At 42.9% G+C, this 552-nt stretch carries 1 protein-coding gene; it reads right to left on the minus strand.

Features of this window, described 5'->3' with window-relative positions; all coding sequences use genetic code 11:
• Window positions 1-552, minus strand: a 552-nt coding sequence (locus tag GVV19_RS10730) for a glycine rich domain-containing protein (protein WP_201288214.1), incomplete at both ends; no start/stop codon positions are given.

Consider the following 552-nt stretch of genomic DNA (forward strand, 5'->3'; position numbering starts at 1 on the left):
TCGTTTTTCCATCCGCCGAGAAGACCGTTAATGTTTGGCTTTGATTGCCTTTTTTGAATTCGAGATATCCTGTACCAACGACTATCTGACTAAGATGTTGTTTATCAACTGTAATTTCATCTTTCGCCATGTATTCGCTGGCAATTGGAATCGTATACTCCGTTATCTCCGGATCAAAGCCATCAATGACTTTTCCATTAATACGAATCCCTTCAAGATTCGCTGATGATTGGGTATTTTCTCCAAAGTAAGTGATTCGCGCATATCCCGAATTTGAATGTCCTATTTCACGTACACCATCGGGTCCAAAGAAACTCACATTTCCTGATAAGAGTTCAGTATTCGTGAATTCATATTTAGCATCGGGGGCATAGTTTGTTGGACGGTATGACTTATTGATTTTAATACCATCTTTGATCGTATCGCCAGTTAAGACATAACCTGACCCACCAGCTCCAGATCCTGTCGAATTGCGATAGTTGGAAGCACTTCCGCCACCAAACCAGCCACCACCACCGGCACCGGCTCCATAATCTACAGTGCTGCCAGTAG

Source organism: Erysipelothrix anatis (genome assembly GCF_009828745.1).
Lineage (GTDB): Bacteria > Bacillota_I > Bacilli_A > Erysipelotrichales > Erysipelotrichaceae > Erysipelothrix > Erysipelothrix anatis.